The sequence below is a fragment of the Pedobacter sp. AC379 genome, from assembly GCF_979258145.1.
The window spans coordinates 2772936-2795994 of record NZ_OZ409839.1; the positions used below are offsets into that span (position 1 = coordinate 2772936).

Here is a 23059-nt window from a genome sequence, read left to right on the forward strand (position 1 = left end):
GTTCATCTGCGGTTAATATTTATAATTTTTATGAGTTTGCGAAATAGTATTCGTTCAACAGATTTCCGATACCAAAAAGTTCTGCCCTTATTTCTGTAAGGTAATGGTGCAGCTGCTCTTCGTCCATAGTGTTTACCGAACTGTAGGTAATCATACTTTTTAGCCTACCTATTTTAAACGATAGGTTATTGTAGTGATCGATATTGCTTTCGCTTTTTAGGCGGTTAAAATACCTTTCAATATTGTGCATGGCATACAATGCCGACCTCGGAAAATCGTTATTGAGCATTACCAGTTCGATGATGTTTTTTGCATCGAAACCCTGCCGGTATGTTTTTAAATACAATTCGTAACCACCTAATGAGAGTAGCAGGTGTTTCCAGTAGGCAATATCTGTGAGCAGATCCGGATTGCTGCTAATGGAACTGAATTTAATATCTAAAATGTCTATCGATTGTATACTCCTTTCCAGGTGCTTGCCGATTTTCATAAAACTTCTGCTTTCGCCACGTTCCATTACGCTATCTGCTGTACCATGGTATAACATTACCTGCTTAATTAAAACATCCAATGCAGTAATTGGGTCGTCCTGTTGTACATACCAGAGTAATTTTTCGTCTTTAACTGCATGGTAATATTCATTTAAACATTGCCATAAATCTTTTGGAATATGTTCCTGAACGCTTCTGGCATTTTCGCGGGCGAGGGTTACGATGTTTAAAATCGAATTCGGGTTATCGCGGTTGAGCAAAAGGTATTCAATTACGGCACGACTATCATGCTGGATATTTAACAGTTCATTTTCATCATCAGAAGAAAAAATTCTGATTACAGGCTTCCAGGTAAATTCCTGTATGGTATCTTGTGAGGAAGCGTAATTTATTTTTAACATGCGCAGCATACCGTCGCTGCGCTCAACATATCTACTTAGCCAATATAAGCTTGAAGCAACTCTACTTAGCATATTTCGTATTTTAAGAAGTTAAAACCCATGTATCTTTACTGCCTCCGCCCTGGGAGCTGTTTACCACCAGTGATCCTTCTTTTAAGGCCACCCTGGTTAATCCGCCCGGCACAATTGAAATGCCATCTGGTCCATTAAGTGCAAAAGGGCGTAGGTCTATTCTTCGTGGTGCCAGTTTTCCATTGATAAAGCATGGGGCCGAAGATAGGCTGATGGTGGGTTGAGCAATAAAATTGCGTGGATCTTTCAATACTTCAATTTTGTATTCTTCAGTTTCCTGTTCGCTCGCTTCATGGCCCATTAACATGCCATAACCACCGCTGCCATTTGTTTTTTTAATTACCATGGTATTGATGTTCGCAAATACGTAATCGAGTTCGTCCTGATTGCTGAGCTGATATGTGGGTACGTTTTTTAAAATAGGTTCTTCATTTAGGTAATACCTGATCATATCGGGCACATAGGTGTAAACCGCTTTATCATCGGCCACGCCATTTCCAACTGCATTTATTATGGCTACATTGCCTTTTCGGTAAGCGCCCATCAGGCCGGCAACGCCAAGCACACTGTTAGGATTAAACACTAACGGATCAATATAATCATCATCTACACGCCTGTAAATTACATCTACCTGCTGCAAACCTGTGGTGGTTTTCATAAATACTTTCTGATCTTTAACCACAAGATCTCGACCTTCTACCAGTTCTACTCCCATTAAACGGGCCAATGTAGTATGTTCGTAATAGGCAGAATTATACATCCCCGGGCTTAAAAGCACAATTGTTGGATTAGAAACGGCCCTTGGTGAGAGAGACATTAAATTTTTGTACAATAGGGAAGGGTATTCGGTTACGCTTCTTACGCCGCATTGTGGAATCAGATCTGGAAATAACCTTTTGGTGATTTCCCGGTTCTCGAGCATGTAACTTACACCCGATGGCGTACGGAGATTATCTTCGAGTACGTAAAAGGTTCCATCGTGGTCTCTTATTAAGTCTATACCCGCAATATGGATATAAATATCATGCAAAACATTTACGTTGTGCATCTCGCGAAGAAAATGTGGACATGAATAAATTACATTTATAGGTACAATTTTGTCTTTTAAGATAAATTGATTGCTATAAACATCTTTTAGGAAAAGATTCAACGCTTTTAAACGTTGTTTTATCCCTTTTTCTATAAAATTCCATTCTGTAGAGGTAATTATTCTCGGAATGATATCAAAAGGAAATATTTTTTCTATTCCTTCGCCACTATCGTACACCGTAAAGGTAATACCTTGACTCATGAACAGTTTTTTTGCGAGTTCTTCTTTTTTGTTTAGGTTTTCGAGAGACTCTTTAGAGAAATTTCTGATAAAATTTGAATAGTGATCTCGGTAATTATCTCCATTCAGAAACATTTCATCGTAAGTTTTGGGATGATTAAAGTAATTTTTTATAAAATCTTCTATCATTTTGCTTAAATATTTCTTTAAAGTATGATTTTATACCTAAAAAACTAGTATTTAATGTTAAATAATTGATGTTTATATATTTTTTATCTAATAATTTAAATTTTTATAGCTGTATTTTAGAGTTTTATGTGTTTTTATATAGAATATTTCAATTTTTTAATCAAAATGTTTGCTAGTATGAATAAAGTTTGTACTTTTGTAATGCTCGTTAATTATTATTATATATTTGGTTTAAAAAAAGCGCTGGTAACGGCGCTTTTTTTATAAAACTTTCAAGACTTATTCATAATCAACATAAACCAAACAACCTAAACTAAGGAAGCCCCAGCAAAACTGGGGCTTTTCTTTTTATTATCTTTTTTGTTTAAGTATAATCGCTATAGATCTGTATCTTTTTCTGCGTGATCAGCGGGAAGCGACGTAACGTTTTCCCGCAGATTTAAAAAGATCAAAAACGCAGTTAAGTAGGTTGCTAATTAGCGCGATAAAATCGCTGTTCTCACGCTTCCCCGTTACATACGCGGAGGATATTTAAGGTGGGTTCGGGCTTTTTGGGGAAGCAAACTTTCATGTTTGCGAGCCTGGTGATGAAGATTGCTTTATCCAATAAAAAATTGGCTTCGCATCCGATAGCTATCGGATGACGATCGCTATCTGGATTCTGCTCATAAAAAAAGCTATCCTGGTTTTATCCGGGATAGCTTCAATATATGTTTTGTTGTTGTTATGCTTCTGAATAACTGATTTTGTTAACGTGTTTATCAATTTCCCATCTTCCTGTACCTTCTTCACCAATTACTTCGAACAATTCTAAAGCTCTGCGTGCTTTATATTCTTCTTCGCGTTGTTCTTTTAAGAACCAGTTTAAGAATTCCATGGTTACAAAATCCTGTTCTTTATGGCATCTTGCAGCTAAGTTTTTAAAGCTTTGGGTAATCGCAATTTCTGCTTCCAGGGCATCTTCAAAAACTTCTCTAAACCCGGAAAACTCAGTTTTAATGCCGTTTACTTCTGGAGATATGGCATTTCCACCCATATCTAAAACGTATTTGAACAATTTTAACTGATGAACTCTTTCTTCTTCTGATTGCTTTAAAAAGTAATCAGCTGAGTAGTCGAATCCGTTTTGGTCACACCAAGATGACATTGATAAATATAGTGATGAAGAATGTGCTTCTTTTTTAATTTGCTGATTTAATAATGTTTCTATATCCTGAGATATTAAACATTTGATACGCATTAGATCTTTCATGTTTCTGTGCTTTTATAACAATACAAATGTAAATGGAATTTGTTCTCCATTATAATTTATTTGCAATATGAAATTAGTCTAAATTGCTGATAATAAGTTATTTGTAATGAGTTTAAATAAGAGCAGCAGCGTAAGAAATAGGGTGGGAGATATTACAATAACGCGAAACGGATACTGGTTGAGGATCAGTGATGTAAAGGTTAGTTTTCGGTTTACATTGTTCAGCTGGAAGTTTTCAGTTGGTGATTTTAGTTAGCAGTTATCAGTCTGATAAAGCAGAAAGCAATTAACCTTTTTAAAAAAATCAGCCATGAACCCGCAATTGCGATTGCAAAAGTTAACCAATAAAAAATTTCACCGACTACTTAAAATTAATAAACCAGTCTATAAAGGCAATCGCTGATGAGGTGATTGAGTTTAAACATGGTGAAAGTACCTTGAAGTAAATCTTTTAATGCAATAATTTCTAATGCACTTAACAGGTAGATGTGTTCACAACCATTAAACGTAACCAGTTCGAAGTCTGCTTTGTGGGTATTTAAAAGTAGCGCTTCAATATCAATCTGCTCTACAACCTTTTTTAATTTTTGAAGTGAAAGGCAATTGAAGCGGGCAAACTTGCCCCCAAAATCTACATAAAAGCAATTTAATTTATCTGATTGATAAATAGAACCATGGGTATTTGAGAATACGTTAACCAGTTCGTTAATATCGATACATGCTTTTTCCATCGGTTACAAAAATTGGCATTATTTAGATTAAATACAAATAAAAATGGAAATAAATTTGATGATCAATTATTTTAGGAACATTGTGTTCTATAAAAGTTAGATAATTTAGCACTACTTTTTGGCCTTAAAAACCATATGGTAATACCATCCGCCCATAAAGTGTTTTTCATTCTCGATAACGAAGCCCATTTTTTGATATAGCTTCAATGCATTCGCATTATCTTGTTCTACCAGCAGGCCTATAGTATTGTGACCAAGTTTTTTGCCCCAATTTATACCGGCTTCGATCAATTGTGTTCCAATTCCTTTTCCCTGAGCGATAGGGTGAACACTAATGCTGTCAAGGTAAAACTCTCCATCTTGCGTTTCTGCATCCTGATTGAGGCTATTTGCACCGTAATGTTCTGCAATATATGCTAAAAAAGTTTTTCGAAGCTTTTCCAGATTTCCACCATCATAGGCATTTAATGAGCCGATGACTTTGCCATCCTCTTCATAAACCAAAATGTTTTCATAACTGTATTGGTTGTTTAACTGCTGAAAAAAGTGTTTAAAAATTTTATCGATTGTAGTCTGATCTTCAACATGAGTTAATTTTTTAGCCAAGGTACCCATTGCCTGAATAATCAACGGCACAACTTGTTCAACATCGTGGGGCCTGGCTGGTCTGATCATTAAATATCGCTTAGGTTAAAAGTTTCTGCTACACGGATTCCTTTTTCAGTTCTTTGCAGGGTGCAGCATTCATTAATAGGATCATGTTCTAAATACAATATGTAATTATTGTTTACGGCTTCTTCTAAAAAAGCTTGTTTTTCTGTAAGGGTTTTTAAAGGAAACATGTCATAAGCCATTACATAAGGTAGGGGAAGGTGTCCAACTGATGGCAAAAGGTCGGCCATATACACAATGGTTTTTCCTTTATAATTGATTTTGGGCAACATCATGGCATCGGTATGCCCATAAGCAAAACTGATATTAATATCTTTTTGCCATTCGATATTTTCTTGTTCGGTTATAAATTTTAGCTGACCGCTTTCTTGAATTGGGAGGATATTTTCTTTTAGAAAAGAAGCTTTTTCTCTTGCATTAGGTTCTACCGCCCACTGCCAATGTTTTTGGTTACTCCAATAGGCCGCATTTTTAAAGGAGGGCGTTAGTTTTTCATTTTCTCTTATCACTGCTCCGCCAACATGATCGAAATGTAGGTGTGTAAGAAAAACATCTGTAATATCAGTTTTTCCGAAGCCTAGTTGTGCCAGCGATTTCTCCAATGAGTCATTACCATGCAGGTAGTAGTGACTGAAAAACTTTTCATCTTGTTTATTTCCTATTCCTGTATCAACCAAAATCAACTGGTTACCTTCTTCGATCAATAAACAGCGCATGGCCCATGTACAAAGGTTATTGCTATCGGCCGGATTGGTTTTTTGCCAAATGGCCTTAGGTACAACGCCGAACATGGCACCGCCATCTAATTTAAAAAATCCTGTATTTATGGTGTGAAGTTTCATTTAGGGTCAAAGTTTAAAAAAAAATTATCTCTAAAAATACAAAACCCTTTAGGATTAGCTAAAGGGTTTTTGTAATAATATTGGTTTTATTTACGGCTTTAGCCTTATGCTTTCTACCTTTTAAACCTTATATCTCTATAAGTGGATCACTTCACCGTAAGCATCAGCAGCTGCCTCCATAATGGCTTCGCTCATGGTAGGGTGAGGGTGAACAGATTTAATCATTTCATGTCCGGTAGTTTCTAATTTACGGGCCACTACAATTTCAGCAATCATTTCGGTAACGTTTGTTCCGATCATGTGTGCGCCTAATAATTCTCCGTATTTAGCGTCGAAAATTAATTTTACGAAACCATCTTTAGCTCCGGCAGCACTTGCTTTACCTGAAGCTGAAAAAGGAAATTTACCAATCTTTAATTCGTAACCAGCTGCTTTTGCGGCTTTTTCGGTATAACCTACTGAAGCGATTTCTGGCGTGCAATAGGTACAACCCGGGATATTGTTATAATCCAATGGCTCAACGTGTTGACCAGCAATTTTTTCAACACAGATAATACCTTCTGCTGATGCAACGTGAGCAAGCGCTTGTCCGCCAACTACATCACCGATTGCATAATAACCTTTAACCGATGTATTGTAAAACTCATCAGTAACAATTTTACCTTTTTCAGTTTTAATTCCGGTTTCTTCTAAACCAATGTTTTCGATATTGGCAACAATACCAGCTGCAGAAAGTACAATGTCAGCTTCGATGGTTTGCATACCTGAAGCCGTTTTAACAGAAACTTTACATGCTGCTCCGCTGGTATCAACGGCTTCAACACTTGCTGAAGTCATTACATCAATACCTACTTTTTTCAAGCTGCGCAATAATTGTTTAGAAACGTCTTCATCCTCAACAGGAACTACATTATCCATAAACTCAACAATGGTTACTTTGGTACCCATTGTAGCATAGAAATAGGCAAACTCTACACCTATAGCACCAGAACCTACTACAACCATACTTTTTGGCAATTCAGGAAGTACCATGGCCTGGCGGTAACCGATAATTTTTTTACCATCTTGTTTCAGGTTTGGTAATTCTCTTGAACGTGCACCTGTAGCGATGATGATATTTTTTGCACTCAGTTCTTGTTGCGAACCATCGGCACCTTTAACTTCTAATTTGTTTCCTGGCTTTACTTTACCAGTACCCATGATTACGTCAATTTTATTTTTTTTCATCAAAAACTGAACGCCTTTGCTCATGCCGTCTGCCACACCACGACTACGCTTTACCACAGCTGCAAAATCTGCAGTTGCACCAGCAGTAGTAATTCCGTAATCAGCCGCATGATTAATATATTCGAAAACCTGTGCGCTTTTTAAAAGTGCTTTAGTAGGGATACAGCCCCAGTTTAAACAAATACCACCTAATGATTCGCGCTCAACGATTGCAACTTTTAGTCCCAATTGAGAAGCTCTGATTGCAGCTACGTAACCACCTGGGCCGCTGCCTAAAACAATAACATCGTAATTCATCTGTTTTTTCTAGTTTATTTTTTATCTCATAAAAAGCGCTTGAATAATGAATAGCATTATTTAAGTTTCATTCTAATTAAAGAGATTTATCTTTCATTTTTTTTTATAAACCGTAATCTTCTGGTGAAGGAGTCTCTGTTGAACAGATTAGTCTCGTGTTTCTAGTTGCCTACATCCACATTACAAATGTTAGCGGAAGTTAATCCTCAAACAATCGCTCAAAACTAAAAAAAAAATGTTAATTGGCTAGACCTATATTAAGATAGCTGGTAAAATTTACAATAAGTGAATATTGGTGCAGCAAATTTACGTTTGGATGTTAATCATAATAAGGTGTGATTTTATGAAAAACATAATGAATATTCTACTATGGGGGAAATTATGCTAGTGTTTTTGCTTAAAAGCTTATTGTTAATAGGCATTATTGGAAAAATACCAACATTAAGAGGTGTTTAATGTGTAAATTATAATCAACCGTGTGTTTCGTTATTAAAAATTTGGATTTTTTATCAATGTATTGATAAAGTGAAAGTTATAAAGGTGCTAATATGTGTTAAATGTTGAAAAGTTTTTCCGGACTTAATAATTATTTAACATTGAATGTTAAAATGTGTTAAATTTTATTGGGTACATTTGCGGCATAATATCCCTATTAGATTATTATTCAACAACAAAAAACATTTAAAAAACAAAGTATGAAGAAATCTTTACTTTTAAGATTAGTGCTTGTTATTGTTGCGTTTGTAGGTCTTACCTTAAGTGTTAATGCACAGGTAACCACATCGTCGATAACAGGAACAGTTAAAGATGCCAAAGGCGCTTTACCTGGTGCAAGTGTTAAAGCAACGCATACCCCAACTGGTACTGTTTATTCAGTATCTACAAACAGTGATGGCCGTTTTACAATAGGTGGTACTCGTGTAGGCGGACCATATTTAATTGAAATAAGCTTTGTTGGTTACAATCCACAAAAATTAAGTGATGTTTACCTAAAATTAGGTGAGCCTTATTTGTTGAATGTCGTTTTAACTGATAATAGCTCTACTTTATCCGAAGTTAAAGTTGTAGGTCAAAGTACTAACAGTATCATGAACTCAAGCAGAAATGGTACATCTACCGTTATTACAAAACAACAAATTCAAAACCTACCTACTATTACCCGTAGTGTTAACGATTTAACCCGTTTAACGCCACAAGCTAATGGTACTTCGATTGGTGGCGGTAACTACCGTTCAAATAATTTTACTGTAGATGGTGCCAATTTTAACAACCAGTTTGGTATTGGTCAGAATATTCCTGCTGGCGGTTCTCCAATTTCAATTGACGCATTAGAGCAGATTTCGATCAATGTAACTCCTTTTGATGTTCGTCAAACAGGTTTTACAGGAGGTTCTGTAACTGCAGTTACCCGCTCTGGTACGAATAATTTCACGGGTAATGCTTTTTACACGATGCGAGGTGAAGAGCAGCAAGGAAAAAGAATTGGTGAAGAATTTAGATTAAGTACGCTTCAAAAGCTAGATGAGAAAAATTACGGTGCCAGTTTTGGTGGTCCGATCATTAAAGATAAGTTGTTCTTCTTTGTGAATTATGAAAAAAAACATACTATTCAGCCAGGAACAAATAAAATTGCATCCACTTCACAACTTGCATTCGGTGGAAAAAATACACCTTCATATGTTGCTAAGCCCACTGAAGATTTTTTAAATACCGTTTCATCATATTTGAAATCTAAATATGGTTATGATGCTGGTCCTTATCAAGGATATTCTAATGTTAGTGATAACGAAAAAATGTTTGCTCGTTTAGATTGGAATATTTCGAAATCGCAACGTTTTAGTGTTCGTTACAATCAAGTTGAAAGTCAATCACCTTCGCCATTAAGTAATTCTACTACTGGTTCAGGTACGAGTTTTTCTTCAGCAAATAATAGAACTGCAAGTACAGCGTTATCATTTGCCAATTCAAATTACTACCAAGCAGCAAATTTATATTCTGCGGTAGCTGAGTTGACATCTTCTTTCGGTAGTAGATTTACAAATGTTGCTAGAGCCACATACTCTCATCAAAACGATCCTAGAAAATCAGATAGTAGTCCTTTTCCTTTGGTTGATATTTTGGATGGTCCTGCTGTAGCAACATCATTTGGTTATGAGCCGTTTACTTATGGAAACTTAAGGGATGTTAAAGGTTATACATATTCTGATGACTTAAGTATTGCCCTAGGTAAACATAACCTAAGTGTTGGTTTACAAGCAGAATTTAGTACAACCAAAAATGGTTTCCAACGTTTTGGAACAGGTTACTATGTATTTAATTCTTGGAATGATTTTGTAAATAATGCAAAACCATCTAACTATGCTGTAACTTATCCACTAACTGCGGATGGTTCTCAAGCTTATCCAAGCTTTAAATTCAATCAGTATTCAGCTTATTTGCAGGATGAATTTACCGTTTCTGATCGTTTAAAATTAACTGCTGGTTTACGTGTTGAACAAGCTAGCTATCCTGATGTTTCTGAAGTAAGAACACATCCATTAGTAGCTGGTTTAAGCTTTGCAGGTCAAAAAGTAGATACAGGTGTTTTACCTGAGAACAGAATTTCTTACTCACCAAGATTTGGTTTTAACTGGAATGTATTTGGTGATCGTTCATTCCAAGTACGTGGAGGTACAGGTATCTTTACGGGTCGTATACCATTTGTATGGATTGTTTCCCAATCGGGTGATGCAGGTTTATTACAATATACTCAAACATATTCTGGTCAGGCAAATACCCCGTCTTTCAACCCAAATATTGCACCGAATTTATTATCTGCTGCACCTGCCGCAGGTTCTTCAATTCCGAGTAGTATAAGTGTAATGTCACCAAATTTGAAATTACCACAAACTTGGAAATCAAGTATTGCATTTGATGTTAAATTACCTTGGGGTATTGTTGGTACTTTAGAAGGTATTTATGGCAGAGATTTAAATGTTGCTGTTGCTCAAAATATAAATTTAGTTAATCCAACAGCATTGAATATCAGTGGCTACGGTGATACTAGATTGATGTTCCCTTCTGGGGGACAATTGCCAACAACTTCTGCCGGAGCATTTGCTAGACAAAATATTTCATTAACTTCTGGTGGAGCTGTTGCTACAACAGCCGCTACAACGAGTTCTTCTGGTTTTAACGTGATTCAAATGAGCAATGCAAAAGGCGGATACAATTGGCAAGCAACTGCTCAATTGACAAAGCAATTCCAAGGTGGTCTTAATGCCATAATTGCTTATACACGTTCTGATCAACGTAATTACGGTGATGGTGGTGGCGATCAGTTGTTGAATTTGTGGTCAATCCCTGCTACTGCTGGCAATCCAAATAGCCCTACTCTAAGTTATTCTCAAAATTTAAATCCAGACCGCATCATTGCCAATATTTCCTACAGGAAAGAGTATTTTGGAAATTTAGCGACATCTTTTTCATTATTTTATGAGGGAACTCAACAAGGAAGATTCTCTTATACATATAGTACAGATTTTAATCGTGATGGTCAATCTGGAAACGACCTAATTTATATCCCTAAACAAGGAGAAATGCCTGCGTCTTCATTTGTTGCCATCCCTGCTGGGACAACAAACTACAAAGTTGCATATAGCGCTCAAGAACAGTCAGACATATTTGAAGCTTATATTCAACAGGATGAGTATTTAAGTAAACATAGAGGTGAATTTGCGCAACGTAATGCTGCAACTTCTCCGTGGAGAAATCAGTTTGATTTTAGGTTAACTCAGGAAGTTTTCAAAAACTTTGGCAAATCTAAAAACTCGTTTCAATTCACAGTAGATATCTTCAATGTAGGTAATTTACTGAACCGCAAATGGGGTAATGTAAACTTTGTAAATAGCTCATCTATTTTAGTTCCACAAAATGCCGGAGCAGTTAACAATACCACGAAGCCAACATTTAGATTAAATAATAGTCAAGGTGATATTACTAGAGAAACGTTTGGTACTTCTCAAACTATCTCTTCTACTTACTATATGCAATTTGGTGTTCGTTATAACTTTAACTAATACCTAACAAATTATATAATGTCAAAGCCCCGATCAAACGATCTGGGCTTTTTTTGTTATTCAGCTGTTTGTAGCGTTTATAATTTCCAATACGTTATTACTGTAAATCTAAATGAATATGAAAAACCTAATCTATTTAACCATCTTGTTTATATGCTTTACTTCTTGTAAAAAGCTTACGGTAAAAGAAGAAAAAACATTTTATGAAATTAATGTACCCAAGCCTGATGGATACCTTACAAGCGCAATACGCGTTACACTCATGGTAGACGGCAAGGCAGATATTGTGCCTGGTGGCGATGTAGCATATAGAGGTACTTACAAAATCAAAGGTAAAAAGCTTACTGTTACTTCAGGAAAAGAATATGAATTTGAAATCACCTCAGAAACAGAAATTAAGTATGGTGAACGGATCTTGAGGTTACAATAATTTATCGATACTTATTATTTTTTACAAATCCCCGGTCATTAAAACCGGGGATCTTTTATTTATATCAACTTCTAAAGTATTCATTATTTTAGATGGCTTAATCTATTGTTTTTTTAACCTTCGCAGGTACTCCTGCTACCATCACATTTTCTGGAACATTATGGGTTACGCAAGCTCCGGCTGCAATATATGCTCCTTTACCAATGGTTATCCCTGGAATTACAGTTGCACCCGCGCCAATAAAAGCACCTTCATTAATCATTACGTTACCGGCAATGGTAACACCAGGAGAAATGGTTACATAGTTTTCAAGTATGCAATCATGACTGATATTGGAGTTGGAATTCACAATGCAATGGTTGCCTATCTGCACATTTGCATTAATTACACAACCAGGAGCAATACAGTTTCCATAGCCGATCTTAATTGATGAACTGATGTAATTGTGTTGATGGATGATGTTAATAAACTGATAGCCCTTATTTTCCAATTGCTCAATAATTGTTTTCCTTTCATAATTACCAATTGCACCGATAAGAGTGAAATTTGAAGAAGCAGGCTTGTTTTTTAAAAAATAGGATAGGGAAATTATTGGTTTGGCCAGGTTTGGATGGTTAACAGCATCAGCAACATTGGTAATGTATCCCGCTAATTCGTACGCTCTACTGCTATTAAAATACTCACTCAGCTCTGCAGCATGTTTGCCTGCACCCAGAAGATACACTTTAATCATGTGGTTAAAATTTGAAATCGCATACTCTAATAACAAACAAATTTAGATGATGTGCTGAAAAAATATTAAAATGTATCGATAAAAATATGATTGTGAACGGTTTTTATACTTATTGGATAACATTTGTATAGAATATTTCACAATTATTAAAACCATTTTTAGCTGAATGTGATTCTTATAATAGATCTATCCATTAATTATTAATACTAAAACAATGAGCAGTTCGAAACAAACCCATGATCATGCTACTATAAAAGCATGGGCAGAAAAACACGATGGTGTGCCAGCAATTGTTGGTGATACCGCTAAAACTGATAACGGTGGCGTTTTAAGAATACATTTTCCAAAACATAGCAACAATTCTTCTGATTTAAAGGAAACGGATTGGGATACCTTTTTTAAAACTTTTGATGAGCATAAACTGGATTTTTTGTATCAGGATAAAAAAGCTGATGGGGAAGATAGCACGTTTCATAAATTTGTAACACGTGACTAGTCAATAAAAAAAGGCTGCTGAAATTTACGCTCAGCAGCCTTATATAAATCATTATGTTGTTTCTTAATTATAAACAAAAGTTCCTTGGTCACTTTCTATGGTTACCTGTTTCTGGCTACCTTTTTCTACCCGTCCGATAATCTTAGCGTCAATATTAAAGCTTTTTGAAATTTCGATAATACTTTCGGCAATCTCCTGCGGTACATAAAGTTCCATTCGATGCCCCATATTAAATACTTTGTACATTTCCTTCCAGTCGGTACCAGATTGTTCCTGTATCAGCTTAAATAGTGGTGGAATAGGGAATAAGTTGTTTTTAATAACATGGATATCATCATTGATGAAATGTAATACCTTGGTTTGTGCGCCACCACTGCAATGTACAATTCCATTAATTTGACTGCGGTAACTCGCTAAAATCTGTTTAATTACCGGTGCATAAGTACGGGTTGGCGATAATACCAATTTGCCTATAGTGGTTTTGCCAAATCCTTCAATTTCGATTTCCTCTGTCAGCTGTTTTTTTCCTGAAAATACAAGATCAAATGGTACTGCGGGGTCAAAACTTTCAGGGTAGCCGTTGGCTACTGCTTTATCAAAAACATCATGCCGGGCAGAGGTTAAACCGTTCGATCCCATTCCGCCATTGTATTCAGTTTCGTATGTTGCCTGACCATAAGAAGCTAGGGCCACAATTACATCTCCGGGCTTAATGTTGTCGTTGCTAATAATGTCTTCTCGTTTTAACCTGCAGGTTACTGTAGAATCAACAATTATTGTCCGCACTAAATCGCCCACATCGGCAGTTTCACCACCTGTAGAATATATGGAGATGCCTTGTTCTCTTAAGTCGGATAAAATTTCTTCAGTTCCGTTAATTACGGCAGCAATTACTTCACCAGGGATTAGGTTTTTGTTCCGCCCGATGGTTGAGGATAGTAAGATATTGTCAGTAGCACCCACACAGATTAAATCGTCGATGTTCATAATGATGGCATCTTGTGCAATGCCTTTCCATACCGAAATATCGCCGGTTTCTTTCCAGTAAACATAAGCTAAAGATGATTTGGTACCTGCACCATCAGCATGCATGATATTACAATATGCTTCATCAGCACCTAAAATATCGGGGATGATTTTGCAGAATGCTTTAGGGAAAATTCCTTTATCGATGTTTTTGATGGCATTGTGCACATCTTCTTTTGAGGCAGAAACGCCACGTTGATTGTACCTGTTATCACTCATGTTGGCGCAAAGATAAGGTTTTAACAGGAAGAACTAAAGCTAAATACTTAACGTTTTTTCAAGCAAAATGGTAAGGGTTTTTTGATATTTTACAGCTGAGTTTGTTTACCACAAAGGCACAAAGTGTGAATTAAGGATGATGGATTTTTCTTTTTGAATGAATGTTTGTTGTAGACCTTTTGGTTAGATCCAAACAAGTTCAGGAGGACGATATGGAGGGAGATTGCTTTCTAAATGATTACAAAGCTGAGCTTATTAAAGTTGTTTAACTACGAAGGCCCAGAGGGTGAATTAAGGATGGTGGGTTTTTCTTTTTGAATGAATGTTTGTTGTAGACCTTTCGGTTAGATCCTGAAACAATTTCAGGAGGACGATATGGAGGAGTATTCCTTTCTAAATGATTACAAAGCTGAGCTTATTAAGGTTGTTTAACCACGAAGGCACAAAGTGTGAATTAAGGATGGTGGATTTTTCTTTTTGAATGAATGTTTGTTGTAGACCTTTCGGTTAGATCCTGAAACGAGTTAAGGAGGACGATATGGAGGGAGATTGCTTTCTAAATGATTACAAAGCTGAGCTTATTAAGGTTGTTTCACCACGAAGGCACGAAGTACGCGAAGGTTTATGGTAGGAAAGGTGAGTTTTGCCTTTTGAATGGATGTTTGTTGTAGACCTTTCGGTTAGATCCTGAAACAAGTTCAGGAGGACGATATGGAGGGAGATTGCTTTCTAAATGATTACAATTAAACGATTAACCAGTTTACAATTTTCGGGTTTTAAATCACCGGACAAATTGAGTCAATAAACCAACAAAAAGGGCGTAAAGTTAAACCTTACGCCCTATACCTTAAACCTTACGGCTTAAAATCTATTTCATGAATAATAATTCTCTGAATTTTGGTAAAGGCCAAACGCTATCGTCAACAATTTGCTCTAATTTATCAGCATGGTAACGGATAATGTCGAAGTAAGATTTAACTTTCTCATCGTAAGCAATCGCTTTTTCGCGGGTATCTTCGATTTTGTTGGTTACTTTACGTTCTTCTAACATGGCATCGATATTGGTTTTCACAATTTCTAAATGCTCTGATAATTTTTTTACGATATCGATAGAAACTTTGCTATCTACACCAATTGCTTTTAATCCTTGTACGTTTTCGATTAAAGAGTTTTGGTAAGCAATTGCAGCTGGAATGATTGCAGTGTTAGCCACTTCACCCATAACACGTGCTTCGATCTGTAATTTTTTGTAGAAGTTTTCCAACATGATTTCATGGCGGGCATGAATTTCACGTGCACTGTAAATACCTGTTGTAGCAAATAACTCAGCAGATTTTTCAGTTAAATATGCATCTAAAGCTTTTGGTGTAGTTTTGATGTTTGATAAACCGCGTGTTGCAGCTTCATCTTCCCATTCCTGGCTGTAACCATTTCCTTCAAAACGGATACCTTTAGATTCTTTGATGTATTTTTTGATCACTGTTAATAAAGCGATGTCTTTTTTGTCGCCTTTTTTGATCAATTTATCAACCTCAACTTTAAATTTAACCAATTGCTCAGCCATAATTGCGTTTAAGATCGTCATTGGGGCAGAAGAGTTTGCTGAAGATCCAACAGCTCTAAGCTCGAATTTATTACCTGTAAATGCGAATGGCGAAGTACGGTTACGGTCGGTATTATCCAATAAAATCTGAGGGATTTTAGGAATACCTAACCAAAGTGCGTTGTCTTCTTTAATTTTTTTGCTGATGCGTGAGTGCTCAATCTCGTCTAATACATCGTTCAATTGAGAACCTAAGAAGATTGAGATAATTGCAGGTGGCGCTTCGTTTGCTCCTAAACGGTGATCGTTGCTTACTGATGCAATACTTGCACGTAGTAAATCGGCGTGCTCACTAACGGCTTTAATTGTGTTAACAAAGAAAGCAAGGAACATTAAGTTGTTTTTAGGCGTTTTACCTGGTGCCAATAAATTTTTACCAGTATCGGTAATTAGCGACCAGTTGTTGTGTTTACCTGATCCATTGATACCTGCATATGGTTTTTCGTGTAACAATACACGGAAATGGTGACGACGGGCAACTTTCTCCATCAAATCCATCAACAATTGATTGTGATCGATAGCCAAGTTGATTTCTTCATAAATCGGCGCACACTCAAATTGTGATGGTGCAACCTCATTGTGACGGGTTTTTAATGGAATACCTAATTTTAAGGCTTCGTTTTCGAAATCTACCATGTAGCTGAATACGCGCTCAGGGATAGAACCGAAATAATGATCTTCTAATTGCTGGCCTTTAGCAGACATGTGTCCGAATAGAGCACGGCCTGTTAATAATAAATCGGGACGAGCATTAAATAATGACTCATCAACCAGGAAATATTCTTGTTCGATACCTAAAGAAGCATTTACTTTAGTAATGCTTTTATCGAAATATTGGCAAACATCAACAGCAGCTTTATCAAGCGCAGCTAATGCTTTTAATAAAGGTGCTTTATAATCCAAGGCTTCACCGGTATAGGATACAAATACAGTAGGGATACAAAGTGTTTTACCTGCTTTACTTTCCATGATAAAAGCTGGAGAAGAAGGATCCCAGGCAGTATAACCACGCGCTTCGAAAGTATTACGGATACCACCGTTAGGGAAACTTGATGCATCTGGTTCTTGTTGAACTAGTGCACTACCAGCGAATTTCTCGATAGCTCCATCGCCACTAGGTTCAAAAAATGAATCGTGTTTTTCTGCAGTTGTACCAGTTAATGGCTGGAACCAGTGCGTATAATGCGTTGCGCCAGCGCTCATTGCCCACGCTTTCATAGCGGTTGCAATTTGGTTGGCATCGTCAGAATTAATTAACTCACCTTGGTTGATAGATGATATTAATTTTTCATACACGTCCTTAGATAAGAAATCTCTCATTTTTCTCTTATCAAATACATTAGCGCCAAAAAAGTCAGAAATTTTTGCTGATGGTGCTTTAACTTCTGGTGAAATTCTGTTTTGAGCCTCTTTTAATGCGATGGTTCTTAAGCTTTTCATTAATTTGTTATGTTTTTTGTCAAAAATAGTATATTTTATTAATTTTCGTAAAACAATCGTGTTTTTTATGATAATTTTATTGAAAATGAAATAAAAAAATGTTTTTCAGATGAAAAATTTCATTTTTTGTAAAGAAAATAGATTTTTTAACGTTTTTATGGAATTGATGTTTTAGCTGCATCATGCTATAAAAACAAAAGCTATGTTCAACTCTTTAATTAACGTATACAAAACCGAGTGGCTCGATCTTGTATTTGCAAACCGCAACAAAAACTATGGTGCTTATCAATTAAGGTCTAAATCTTCATCGATTATGACCAGGGCACTTTTCGCATCCGGAAGCCTGTTTATCTTGCTGTGTTTTTCGCCATTAATTTATGCTAAACTTTTTCCAAAAGAAATTATTGTAGATGTTCTTCCTCCAACGGTGGTTGATTTGAAAAATGTGATCCATCAGATGAAACCAAAAACTCCTGAACTAGAGAAAAAGGTTGAGCCTGCTAAAGCGGATCTGGTAAAGGTTAAAACTATAGCGGTTCCATCACAAGTAGTGGTAGTTAACAAAACAGAGCTTCCACCTCCGCCAACGGTTGATAATATAAAATTAGCAGTGATCAGCACTAAGACACAGGATGGTGTTGTAGCACCTAATGCTACCATTGCTGATGGTAAAGGAAGTGGAGATGGTACTCGAACAGCTAAAGAAGGTACTGGTGCGGGTGAAGATAAAGAGATTTATTTAGGAGCCGATGAATATCCGGAGTTTACTGGTGGTGCCAAAGCCTGGTCTAAATATATGGAGCGTAATTTAAGGTATCCGTACAAAGCGCAAGAGGAAAATGTTCAGGGTAAAGTGTTTGTGAGCTTTGTGGTAGAGAAAGATGGTTCTATTACGGATGTAACGGTGGTTAAAGGAATTGGATTTGGTTGTGATGAAGAAGCAATTAAAGTAATTAAAAAATCTCCCCTCTGGAAACCAGGTAAAAACAAAGGTACAGCAGTACGCGTGAGGTATAATATGGCCATCAATTTTCAGATTTCTAATTAAAATACCCCTCCATGAAAAAATCCTATTTGATTTTGCTCTTTGTTTGTTTTATAAAGCTCAATTTGAGTGCACAAGTTGTAAAACCTATTGATAGTGCGGAAATACACAGTACTAAACTTGCTCATGCAGATTTGAAAAACGGATGCGTTAAATTTTTAATCCGTGGTGGCATTGTATCTTCATATACCAAAGGCCAGGAAGTGTTTGAAAAGAAGTATGGTATTGCCTATTATAGTTATGGCTGCGTAATGCCTGTTAATATTTCTATCAATGATTATAACAAAGTAGTTGCTTCTTTTATGGACCTTAAATATGGAACTGAGTGGAGGAAAGAAGTGAGGAGTGATATTCAGGGGATTTAGAGGATATTGAAGAGCTGGGAGAAAGTTTATGCTTGAGGGAAATCGATTTTATGATCTGTAGGATTGACTGAATCAAGTTCAGCAGGACGACTTAACGATTGGTATTAACCCCCAGGATGCCATTTCTTTTAAATTTAAAAAATGATTTTTCTATTAATGCTCTTATAGATAAATGTGAGGTTGGGTAAATTGAAACGGTTTGGGCAAAAGCTCAGGCCGTTTTTTGTTTTCGCGGCTCCGCACCCTGAAATTGTTTTATTAGTAATTTTTATAATTTCAAAGGTCTAATGGCCACTTCAGAGTTAGGATCTGATGAGAATGATAGATGCTGAATCAAGTTCAGCATGACGATTTTAATAAACAACCTGCTCGAAATGATGAATGCTTGTAAATAAAAAATGGATGATGGTTTTTAATCTCATCATCCATTTACTTTATATAAATTTTATTGATTTATCCTTTGTTTTCAATCCACTTGCGTGCATTAACAAAGGCTTCCATCCATGGCGATACTTCATCTTTACGGCCTTGTGGGTAATTTGCCCAGTGCCATTGGAACAATGAACGCTCAATATGTGGCATCATTACCAGGTGGCGGCCAGTTTCATCGCATAACATTGCGGTGTTGTAATCAGATCCGTTCGGGCTGGCCGGATAACCTTCATATGCATATTTTGCTACGATTTTATATTGATCTTCAGCATATGGTAATGAGAATCTTCCTTCACCATGCGATACCCAAACACCTAAAGTGCTTCCGGCCAGTGTAGATAACATTACCGAATTGTTTTCTTGCAGGGTTAATGAAGTAAAAATACTTTCATGTTTGCCGCTTTTGTTGTGCAGCATCTTAGGTTTTTCTTCGTGGTTTTTATTAATTAAGCCCAACTCTACAAATAACTGGCAACCGTTACAAACACCAACAGATAAGGTATCAGGGCGGGCAAAGAATTTCTCTAAAGCCACTCTTGCTTTTTCATTATATAAAAATGCACCAGCCCAACCTTTGGCAGATCCTAATACGTCAGAGTTAGAAAAACCGCCAACAGCACCGATAAACTGAATATCTTCCAAAGTCTCTCTGCCTGTAATTAAATCGGTCATGTGTACATCTTTCACATCAAAACCGGCTAAATACATGGCATTTGCAAGTTCGCGTTCCGAATTACTTCCCTTTTCTCGGATAATTGCCGCTTTCGGGCGTGGTTTGGTTGTATCGATAACAGGTTTTTTGCCATCAAATTGTGATGGGAAATTGTACTTTAATACCTGATTTTTATAATTGTTGTAACGTTCTTTCGCTAAACCGTTACCCGTTTGTTTACTGTCAAGCAAGTATGAAGTTTTGAACCAAACATCACGCAAATGATCAATATCAAAACTGAAATTATCTGTTGCATTTTTAACTTCCAGTTTAGCTGTAGAGTTCACTTCACCAATTTTATGGAAAACAACTCCTGCTTGTGTTAAAGTTTTTTCAGCCGAAGCATCAGCCTGGAAAACAATACCAATATTTTCAGCAAATAATACTTTAATGCTATCAGTTTCTGCCAATGAAGATAAATCGATCGAAGCCCCTAAATCACGATCTGCAAAACACATTTCCAACAGGGTTGTAATTAAACCACCGCTACCAATGTCGTGTCCAGCCTGAATTTTATCTGCTTTAATTAATTGTTGTAAGGTATTAAATGCTGTTTTAAATTGATCAGCACCTTTAACATCTGGGGTTTCTGTGCCAATTTTGTTTAAAATCTGTGCAAAAGATGAACCGCCTAATTTATAATTGTCGTTAGATAAGTTGATGTAATAAATTGATCCGCCGTTTTTCTGCAATACCGGTTCAACTACCTTAGTAATGTCATCACAATTGGCTCCTGCAGAAATAATTACGGTACCTGGCGCAATTACATCACCATCTTTATATTTCTGTTTCATCGATAATGAATCTTTTCCGGTTGGGATGTTGATTCCTAAATCGATAGCGAAATCAGAACAAGCTTTTACTGCTGCATATAAACGGGCATCTTCTCCTTCATTTTTGCAGGCCCACATCCAATTGGCAGAAAGTGAAACACTTTTTAAGCCATCTTTTAGCGGTGCCCAAACAATATTCGAAAGTGATTCTGCAATGGCATTGCGGCTACCGGCAACAGGATCTATTAAGGCAGAAAGTGGTGCATGGCCAACTGAAGTGGCAATACCTTCTTTACCCTGAAAATCTAACGCCATTACACCACAGTTGTTCAAAGGCAATTGTAATGGTCCTGCGGTTTGTTGTTTGGCAACGCGGCCACCTACACAGCGGTCTACTTTGTTGGTTAACCAATCTTTAGCTGCAACTGCTTCTAATTGAAGTACTTGCTCAAGGTAAGTATTTAATTCTGCTTGATTATATTCTATTGCTTCGTACTTACGATCGATGGTTTGATCGTCCATTACGATTTTTGGCGAACTGCCAAACATCGCAGCCAGTTCAAAATCCATTGGCTTTAAACCTGTTGTTGCAGATTTAAATGTAAAACGATGATCGCCGGTTACTTTACCTACGGTATACATAGGTGAACGTTCGCGATCGGCAATTTTTTGTAAAGTTTCGATATGGTCGTTGCCGATTACCAATCCCATTCTTTCCTGAGATTCGTTACCGATAATTTCTTTAGCCGAAAGGGTAGGATCGCCAACTGGCAATTTATCCAGGTCGATTAAACCACCTGTTTCTTCCACCAATTCTGATAAGCAGTTTAAGTGTCCACCGGCTCCGTGATCGTGGATAGAGATAATTGAATTGTGATCGCTTTCTACCATGCCGCGCACCGCATTTGCTGCACGTTTTTGCATTTCAGGGTTTGAACGCTGAATCGCATTTAATTCGATGCCGCTTCCATGTTGGCCGGTATCTGCAGATGAAACAGCTGCACCACCCATTCCGATTCTGTAATTTTCTCCACCAAGAATAACAATGTTATCGCCTTCTTTTGGTTTAAGTTTTTGTGCCTGGCTGGCTTTACCGTAACCGATACCACCTGCAAGCATGATCACTTTATCGAAACCAAGTTTCCTGCTGTTTTCTTCGTGCTCGAAGGTTAAAACCGAACCTGTAATAAGGGGTTGTCCGAATTTATTTCCAAAATCTGTAGCACCGTTTGATGCTTTGATCAGGATATCCATCGGAGTTTGATATAACCATGCTCTTTCTTCAACACCTTTTTCCCATGGGCGGTTATCTTCCAAACGCGAAAGCGCGGTCATGTAAACTGCCGTTCCCGCTAAAGGCAACGAACCTTGTCCGCCTGCTAATCGGTCTCTTATTTCGCCACCCGAACCAGTTGCTGCGCCATTAAAAGGCTCTACTGTTGTTGGGAAATTATGGGTTTCTGCTTTTAATGAAATTACAGAGTCAAAATCACTTGTAGTGTAATAATCAGGTAGATCGGCACGTTTAGGTGCAAATTGCTGCACTTTAGGGCCTTTAATAAAAGCTACGTTATCTTTATAAGCAGAAACAATATCGTTAGGGTTTTCTTCTGATGTTTTGCGGATTAATTTGAATAAAGAGGTAGGTTGTTCTACCCCGTCGATTACAAATTTACCATTGAAAATTTTATGGCGGCAATGTTCTGAGTTTACCTGAGAGAAGCCAAAAACCTCAGAATCGGTTAAAGGTCTTTCCAGTTTTTGCGCCAGGGTATTTAGGTATTCAACTTCTTCATCACTTAAAGAAAGCCCTTCCTGTTTGTTGTAAGCGGCAATATCAGTAATTTCTAAAATCGGCTCTGGTTTGATGTTGATGGTATAAACCTCTTGATCAAGCTTGCCGTATTTTTGAGAAAGCATTGGGTCGTAATCAGCAAAGTTTTCATCAACCTGCTTAAATTCTTCGATCCTGATGATGCCCTGCATGTCCATGTTTTGGGTAATCTCTACGGCGTTGGTACTCCAGGGAGTAATCATTGCTGCTCTTGGCCCAACGAAAAAGCCTGTTAGCGCTGTTTCTTGCGAGATTTTGGCACCGCCAAATAACCATTCAAGTTTAGTAATATCAGTGGTAGAAAGCGCTTTGTCTGTTTGTAAAACAAAAATCGCCTGCGATTGACTAAGGAAGAAATGAATCATGCTTTTTTTTTGAAGTTGCAAAAATAGCTTTTTTATATGAAAAAACTGGTGTGATTACAGGATTGAATGAGAGAATTTGAATGA

Annotated in this window: 16 protein-coding genes; 5 read left to right on the plus strand and 11 right to left on the minus strand. The window is 36.9% G+C overall.

Annotated elements, in window-relative coordinates; translation table 11 throughout:
- Positions 1 to 28 precede the first annotated feature (28 nt).
- From ACZZZW_RS12460 to lpdA, 7 genes are all read right to left on the minus strand, one after another.
- A complete protein-coding gene (locus ACZZZW_RS12460) occupies positions 29 to 964 on the minus strand; it encodes an alpha-E domain-containing protein (RefSeq protein WP_055910714.1) in 936 nt (311 codons plus the stop codon).
- Positions 965 to 974: 10 nt separating this feature from the next.
- The gene (locus ACZZZW_RS12465) at positions 975 to 2423 is read right to left on the minus strand and encodes a circularly permuted type 2 ATP-grasp protein (protein ID WP_055910711.1); all 1449 of its coding nucleotides are present in this window, start codon (positions 2421 to 2423) and stop codon (positions 975 to 977) included.
- Between the two features lie 724 nt (positions 2424 to 3147).
- Entirely contained in the window at positions 3148 to 3675 is a 528-nt protein-coding gene (locus tag ACZZZW_RS12470) for a ferritin (RefSeq protein WP_463493771.1), read from the minus strand.
- A gap of 371 nt (positions 3676 to 4046) precedes the next feature.
- On the minus strand, positions 4047 to 4406 hold the full coding sequence (locus tag ACZZZW_RS12475) for a hypothetical protein (protein ID WP_055910707.1): 360 nt from the start codon (positions 4404 to 4406) through the stop codon (positions 4047 to 4049).
- Positions 4407 to 4517: 111 nt separating this feature from the next.
- On the minus strand, positions 4518 to 5081 hold the full coding sequence (locus ACZZZW_RS12480; protein ID WP_463493773.1) for an N-acetyltransferase family protein: 564 nt from the start codon (positions 5079 to 5081) through the stop codon (positions 4518 to 4520).
- Positions 5081 to 5920 carry an MBL fold metallo-hydrolase gene (locus ACZZZW_RS12485; RefSeq protein WP_463493775.1) on the minus strand — a complete coding sequence of 280 codons (840 nt, stop codon included), beginning with the start codon at positions 5918 to 5920 and terminating at the stop codon, positions 5081 to 5083. Before ACZZZW_RS12485 ends, ACZZZW_RS12480 begins: the two co-directional genes overlap by 1 nt.
- A gap of 135 nt (positions 5921 to 6055) precedes the next feature.
- A complete protein-coding gene (gene lpdA / locus ACZZZW_RS12490) occupies positions 6056 to 7444 on the minus strand; it encodes a dihydrolipoyl dehydrogenase (RefSeq protein WP_463493777.1) in 1389 nt (462 codons plus the stop codon).
- A 695-nt stretch (positions 7445 to 8139) separates the two neighbouring features.
- Here lpdA and ACZZZW_RS12495 point away from each other — a divergent pair.
- Both ACZZZW_RS12495 and ACZZZW_RS12500 read left to right on the plus strand, forming a co-directional pair.
- Positions 8140 to 11502 carry a TonB-dependent receptor gene (locus tag ACZZZW_RS12495; protein WP_463493779.1) on the plus strand — a complete coding sequence of 1121 codons (3363 nt, stop codon included), beginning with the start codon at positions 8140 to 8142 and terminating at the stop codon, positions 11500 to 11502.
- A gap of 118 nt (positions 11503 to 11620) precedes the next feature.
- A complete protein-coding gene (locus ACZZZW_RS12500; protein ID WP_463493781.1) occupies positions 11621 to 11932 on the plus strand; it encodes a hypothetical protein in 312 nt (103 codons plus the stop codon).
- 97 nt (positions 11933 to 12029) lie between these two features.
- Here ACZZZW_RS12500 and ACZZZW_RS12505 read toward each other — a convergent pair whose 3' ends face one another.
- A complete protein-coding gene (locus tag ACZZZW_RS12505) occupies positions 12030 to 12665 on the minus strand; it encodes an acetyltransferase (RefSeq protein ID WP_463493783.1) in 636 nt (211 codons plus the stop codon).
- Between the two features lie 214 nt (positions 12666 to 12879).
- Here ACZZZW_RS12505 and ACZZZW_RS12510 point away from each other — a divergent pair, with 214 nt between their 5' ends.
- Positions 12880 to 13161 (plus strand): hypothetical protein, encoded by a 282-nt coding sequence (locus ACZZZW_RS12510; protein ID WP_463493785.1) that lies wholly within the window; start codon positions 12880 to 12882, stop codon positions 13159 to 13161.
- 63 nt (positions 13162 to 13224) lie between these two features.
- Here ACZZZW_RS12510 and ACZZZW_RS12515 read toward each other — a convergent pair whose 3' ends face one another.
- A complete protein-coding gene (locus tag ACZZZW_RS12515) occupies positions 13225 to 14406 on the minus strand; it encodes an AIR synthase related protein (protein ID WP_463493787.1) in 1182 nt (393 codons plus the stop codon).
- Positions 14407 to 15274: 868 nt separating this feature from the next.
- A complete protein-coding gene (locus ACZZZW_RS12520) occupies positions 15275 to 17449 on the minus strand; it encodes a glutamine synthetase III family protein (protein ID WP_055910677.1) in 2175 nt (724 codons plus the stop codon).
- A gap of 202 nt (positions 17450 to 17651) precedes the next feature.
- Between ACZZZW_RS12520 and ACZZZW_RS12525 the strand changes: the two genes are divergently transcribed.
- Together ACZZZW_RS12525 and ACZZZW_RS12530 are read left to right on the plus strand one after the other, a co-directional pair.
- Complete coding sequence (locus tag ACZZZW_RS12525; protein ID WP_463493789.1) at positions 17652 to 18497, plus strand: energy transducer TonB; 846 nt, start codon at positions 17652 to 17654, stop codon at positions 18495 to 18497.
- A gap of 11 nt (positions 18498 to 18508) precedes the next feature.
- Complete coding sequence (locus ACZZZW_RS12530; protein WP_463493791.1) at positions 18509 to 18859, plus strand: FEKKY domain-containing protein; 351 nt, start codon at positions 18509 to 18511, stop codon at positions 18857 to 18859.
- Positions 18860 to 19312: 453 nt separating this feature from the next.
- Here ACZZZW_RS12530 and purL read toward each other — a convergent pair whose 3' ends face one another.
- Positions 19313 to 23011, minus strand: a complete 3699-nt coding sequence (gene purL, locus ACZZZW_RS12535) for a phosphoribosylformylglycinamidine synthase (RefSeq protein WP_463497743.1) — start codon at positions 23009 to 23011, stop codon at positions 19313 to 19315.
- Between the last annotated feature and the right edge of the window lie 48 nt (positions 23012 to 23059).